The organism is Microcystis sp. M53603_WE2 (genome assembly GCF_030065435.1).
Window position 1 is genome coordinate 1 of sequence record NZ_JASJFF010000703.1, and the last position, 4,854, is coordinate 4,854.

Genomic DNA, 4,854 nt, shown 5'->3' on the forward strand with positions numbered 1-4,854 from the left:
TAAATTATCCCCCCTGCGGGCTTCAACTTTACCCCTAATTGCCCTCTTTTATAGTTTAATGACTGTGGATTCTGCCCTGGGTTATTGGCGCGGCCAAGGGGGAAGTTGGAAAGGGCGAGTTTATCCTAATTAGCTAGAGCAAGCCTTAAGAATTTCTAGCAAATTGACTAAGGGGTTATCTTATACTAAATCCAGTTATTAAAGACTGATTATCTATTCCTCCTTTTGCCTCTTGCCTCTTGCCTCTTGCCTATCCTGATATGTAGCCTATACTCAACGGATTTAGTATTAATGCTTGCTGCTATCAGATTAATTTTCTTCCTCTGGTTCTGGGGTTGGTTTTGGTAAACGAGCGATAAAATCTTTCATTTTAGGATGATTAAACATTTTCTCCGTGTCTTGCAGAAGACGTTGACCCCAGAGATTTTCCTCTAAAAATTTTAGACTGACATAACGACTATCGCTAGTGAGAGCGGCCTGAGCTAATTTGATGCCCTCCTCGGTTTTACCTTGACTATAAATAGCCACCGCAATAGCTAACTGAGGTTCCGCCTGTTTAGGATCAATTTTCAAAGCGGCCCGCCAATCTTTAAGGGCTGCTTCCTTGTCACCCTGTTCGTATTTAACTAAACCAATATTATTAATAGCGGGCCAAAAATTTTTATCTTGACTAACAGCTTTTTCGTAAGCTGCAATCGCTTGGGGATATTGTGCTAACTTGAGATAGGAATTACCGAGATCAAAAAGAGCGGGGGAGATATCGGGTTTCATTTGCAAACCCGCTTCAATCTGGGCAATAGCAGACTTGTAATCTTGATTCTGAAAATAGGCACTACCGAGGGAAAATTTAATATTAGCGTGGGCATCGGCGGGAGCAAGGGACAAAGATTGATTTAATGCCTCGATACCGGGTTGCACCTGATCGTCTTGCAGATATAAACTACCGAGAATAAACCAAGTTTGATAGAGATGGGGGGCTAACTGCACCGCTAACTTAGCCCGTCCGAGGGCCGCATCGGTACGGCGAAAACGAGCTAATTGGATGGCATCTTCGGCCATTTCAATTCCCGCTTGTTCCATCTGTTCTAACTCCGGTTCGATGGCGTAGGGGAGTAGCGCTTGGGAAAAAGCCGGCGGGCTGCCAGCGACGAAAAAAATGAGCAAAGAAATGATTAATTGAAGTTTTGGCACAGTTTACCCCCGCGATAGGCCTTTTTTAATCAGTCTATCTCGCTTGGGAGTTGTTGGCTAAAGAAACAACAAAGGCAACTCTAGAGACGTTAGTATATAACCAATTAACTTTTGGCTGATCGATGGCAATAACCGTGTTGGGAAAATCAAATCGCCCCCTATTTTGGATATTCGGACTCATGGCTAGTGGTTTTCTGGCGGTGGGAGTGGTTTCTTATCGCTTGCTGCAAACTCCTCCTCCTGGCCTGGAATTGGCGAAAATGACCGTTCCTGCTCAACGGGAAACCCTCGCTGTGGAAATTAAAGCTAGTGGTAGGGTGGAACCAATCCAAAGTGTCAACATTAGCCCGAAAAACCCCGGCCGATTAGTGCGATTATTGGTGGATCAGGGCATGATTGTTAAAAGGGGACAAACCCTCGCCGTCATGGATAATTTAGAGGTGTATGCCCGGGGAATGCAGTCAGAAGCGCATCTGCGGGAAGCTCTAGCCAGTCTGGAACAGGCTAAACGCAGTATTCCCGAAGATATCCGGCAATTACAAGCCCGATTTTATCAGGCCCAGGCCAGTTATAAGCAATTAGAAGCCCGTTTAGCTCAGGCCAAAGAAAGAATTCCCAAAGATTTAGACCAGCTGCAAGCTCAGGTACAAGCAGCCCAATCCCGTTTTCGACTAGCAGAAAATCGGGTTAAACGCAATGAAAATTTAGTCCAGGAAGGAGCGATCGCTCAAGACCAATTTGATGCCGTCCTCAATGAATATCTCAACGCTAAAGCCAATTTAGACGAATCGATCCGCCGTTTGGAACAAGCGGATAAAACCGCTTCCCCAGAAGTGGCTGGAATTGAGCAGGAAATGATAGGAGCGGCAGCAGCGATCGCAGAAGCGAAATTTGCCCTCGAACAACGCCAAAAAACCCAAGAAACCGAGCTTGCTCGACTAGAATCATCTGTAGCGGCCGCCAGGGCCGATTTAGAGCAAATCAAGATTCAATACCGCGATACAGTCATTACTGCTCCCTTTGATGGCATCGTCACCCAAAAATACGCCACCGAGGGTTCTTTTGTCACTCCCACCACTTCGGCCTCCAGTACCGCTTCCGCCACTTCCACCTCGATTATCGCCCTGGCATCGGGATTGGAAGTGATTGCTAAAGTGCCGGAAGTAGATGTGGGTTTATTGCAGCGCGGCCAACCAGTGCGAATTGTCGCCGATGCTTTTCCTGAAGAAGTCTTTGAAGGTCGAGTTATTCTCGTGGCTCCCGAAGCAATTATCGAGGATAATGTTACTTCTTTTGAAGTGAGAATCGGTTTGGTGACGGGACGGGACAAACTCAAATCGAAAATGAATGTGGATGTAACTTTTGTCGGCCAGCAGTTAGATAATGCCCTCGTCGTGCCGACTGTCGCCATTGTCACCCGGGAAGGCAAGTCAGGGGTTTTAGTTCCCGATGCCGAAAATAAACCCAGTTTTCAACCCGTTTCGATCGGTTTGGTCTTAGACGATAAAACCCAAATTTTATCAGGTTTGGAAGCTGGAGAAAAGGTCTTTATCGATCTCCCCGAAGGAGCCGAAGATACCTCGAAAACTAATCAAAAATAATCAAAAATCTCAATAATTTTTCTTAACAAATATCTCCAAATTGTCTTTTTTCTGATCGGACAGGAGTCAGGATTCAGGATTCAGGAGACAGGATTCAGGAGACAGGATTCAGGAGACAGGATTCAGGGGACAGGATTCAGGGACAGGAGATTATTTTATTTATTCTCCCCACACCCCACACCCCACACCCCACACCCCACACCCCACACCCCACTGATAACTGATATGTTTATCATCGAAAGTTTAAAAATGGCCGTCTCCACCCTAGGGGCCAATAAAGTGCGTAGCGGCCTGACTATGTTAGGGATTATCATCGGTAACGCTTCAGTAGTGGCCATGATCGGTATTGGCCAAGGGGCGCAAACCTTAGCCAATGACCAGTTTGCTAACTTGGGACCCAATACCATTTTTGTGGTGCCGGGGTCGCGACAAGCACGCAATACCACCGTTAATTTACCGAAAACCCTAGTTTTAGCCGATGCTCAGGCGATCGCCGAACAGGTTCCCACCGTCGCTGAAGTCGCCCCGGAAATAAACGCTCGTTTCCTGATTTCCCATCGTAATCGCAACATGACGGCTCTAGTCACGGGAAGCACCCCAGAATACGCTTCTGTCCGCAATTTTACCCTAGAAAAAGGTCGTTTTATCAATAATATCGATCTAGCCCGCAACAAACGGGTAACAGTGATCGGCACTGAAGTGGCAGCGCAACTTTTTCCCACCCAAAATCCCCTTGGTCAACAGCTGCGGATCAAAAATCTCAGTTTTGAGGTGATCGGGATTTTAGAGGCGAAAGGCTCCTTTTTTGGCAATAATCAGGATGAAATGCTGATTATTCCCCTTAGCACCATGAACTCGCAACTGGTGGGCAAAACCGGACCCTACGGTGTCGAGTTGAGTTGGATTAGTCTCACCGCGCGATCGGGGGAGGAAATCCGGGCCGCTAAGTTCCAAATCCAGAATCTCCTGCGTTTACGCCATAAAATCGTCGCTGAGGATGATTTTCGCGTCGAAACTGCTAAACAGATGATCGAAATCTTCGCCACGATTACCCAGGGTCTCACCCTACTTTTGGCTTTAATCGCCGGTATTTCCCTGATTGTCGGTGGTATCGGGGTAATGAATATTATGCTCGTTTCGGTTTCGGAAAGAACCGGGGAAATCGGACTAAGAAAAGCGATCGGAGCCAGAGAACAGGATATTCTCTTACAATTTCTGATTGAATCAACTCTCGTTTCCATCGCCGGCGGTGCGCTTGGTATTCTCGTCGGTGCAGGAGCGATCGTTCTCGTCTCCAGTTTCTCTCCCCTGGCCGCCACTGTTTCCGCCACCGCCGTCGCCCTTTCTTTGAGTGTTTCCACGGGTATTGGTCTCTTTTTCGGCGTTTTTCCCGCCTATCGTGCCTCTAAATTGGAGCCGATTGTCGCCCTCAGAAGTGTCTAATTTTTTAAGGTTTTTCGGGGACGTTTTTGGCAAGGATTGCTTTTATGGCTAGTTTGGGGTCTAATGTGTGGGACGAATTTTATAATCCCGATAACGACGATAATCATTGAGAATGCGATCATGATCAAAGCATAAAGGTTGGGGGAATTCCCAGAGATGAAAAATCCCGACTTTTTTGGCATCATCGGCAGCGATCGGTTGGCCTTTTGCCGTGGCGATAAAAACGATACTAATGGTGTGTTGACGCGGATCGCGGTTAGGATCGGAATAGACGTGAAATTGCTCGATTAACTGCACCTGCAAACTGATTTCCTCGTAAGCTTCCCGAATGGCCGCCGTTTCCACCGATTCGCCGTAGTCCACGAATCCCCCCGGAATTGCCCAGCCAAAGGGCGGATTTTTTCTCTCAATTAGTACGATCGGACGGTGGGGCGAGTCGATCAGTTCGATGATAATATCAACAGTGGGGGCAGGATTGCGATAGTTTGTCATTTTTTTCAGTTATCAGTGAACAGTTAAGTAAGTAGTTATAATTAAATTGAAGATAGATTTTGCCTCTGATCCCCCCTGCCCCCCTTGATAAGGGGGGTGCCGATCCCCCCTTAATCCCCCCTTGATA

Annotated in this window: 5 protein-coding genes and 1 pseudogene; 3 read left to right on the forward strand and 3 right to left on the reverse strand. The window is 47.1% G+C overall.

What is annotated here, in order from left to right; all coding sequences use genetic code 11:
- A pseudogene (locus PX481_RS15085) lies at positions 1-133 on the forward strand (glycosyltransferase); the annotation flags it as partial.
- Between the two features lie 176 nt (positions 134-309).
- Here PX481_RS15085 and PX481_RS15090 read toward each other — a convergent pair.
- Together PX481_RS15090 and PX481_RS15095 are read right to left on the reverse strand one after the other, a co-directional pair.
- Entirely contained in the window at positions 310-1,191 is an 882-nt protein-coding gene (locus tag PX481_RS15090) for a tetratricopeptide repeat protein (protein ID WP_288094880.1), read from the reverse strand.
- Positions 1,192-1,225: 34 nt separating this feature from the next.
- Positions 1,226-1,372, reverse strand: a complete 147-nt coding sequence (locus tag PX481_RS15095; protein WP_002740204.1) for a hypothetical protein — start codon at positions 1,370-1,372, stop codon at positions 1,226-1,228.
- Between PX481_RS15095 and PX481_RS15100 the strand changes: the two genes are divergently transcribed.
- Positions 1,314-2,792, forward strand: a complete 1,479-nt coding sequence (locus PX481_RS15100; RefSeq protein WP_288094881.1) for an efflux RND transporter periplasmic adaptor subunit — start codon at positions 1,314-1,316, stop codon at positions 2,790-2,792. The genes PX481_RS15095 and PX481_RS15100 overlap by 59 nt on opposite strands.
- A 225-nt stretch (positions 2,793-3,017) precedes the next feature.
- Positions 3,018-4,235 (forward strand): ABC transporter permease, encoded by a 1,218-nt coding sequence (locus tag PX481_RS15105; RefSeq protein ID WP_004159634.1) that lies wholly within the window; start codon positions 3,018-3,020, stop codon positions 4,233-4,235.
- Positions 4,236-4,295: 60 nt separating this feature from the next.
- On the opposite strand, the gene PX481_RS15110 is transcribed toward PX481_RS15105, so the two are convergent.
- On the reverse strand, positions 4,296-4,727 hold the full coding sequence (locus tag PX481_RS15110) for an NUDIX domain-containing protein (RefSeq protein ID WP_002799564.1): 432 nt from the start codon (positions 4,725-4,727) through the stop codon (positions 4,296-4,298).
- Positions 4,728-4,854 lie beyond the last annotated feature (127 nt).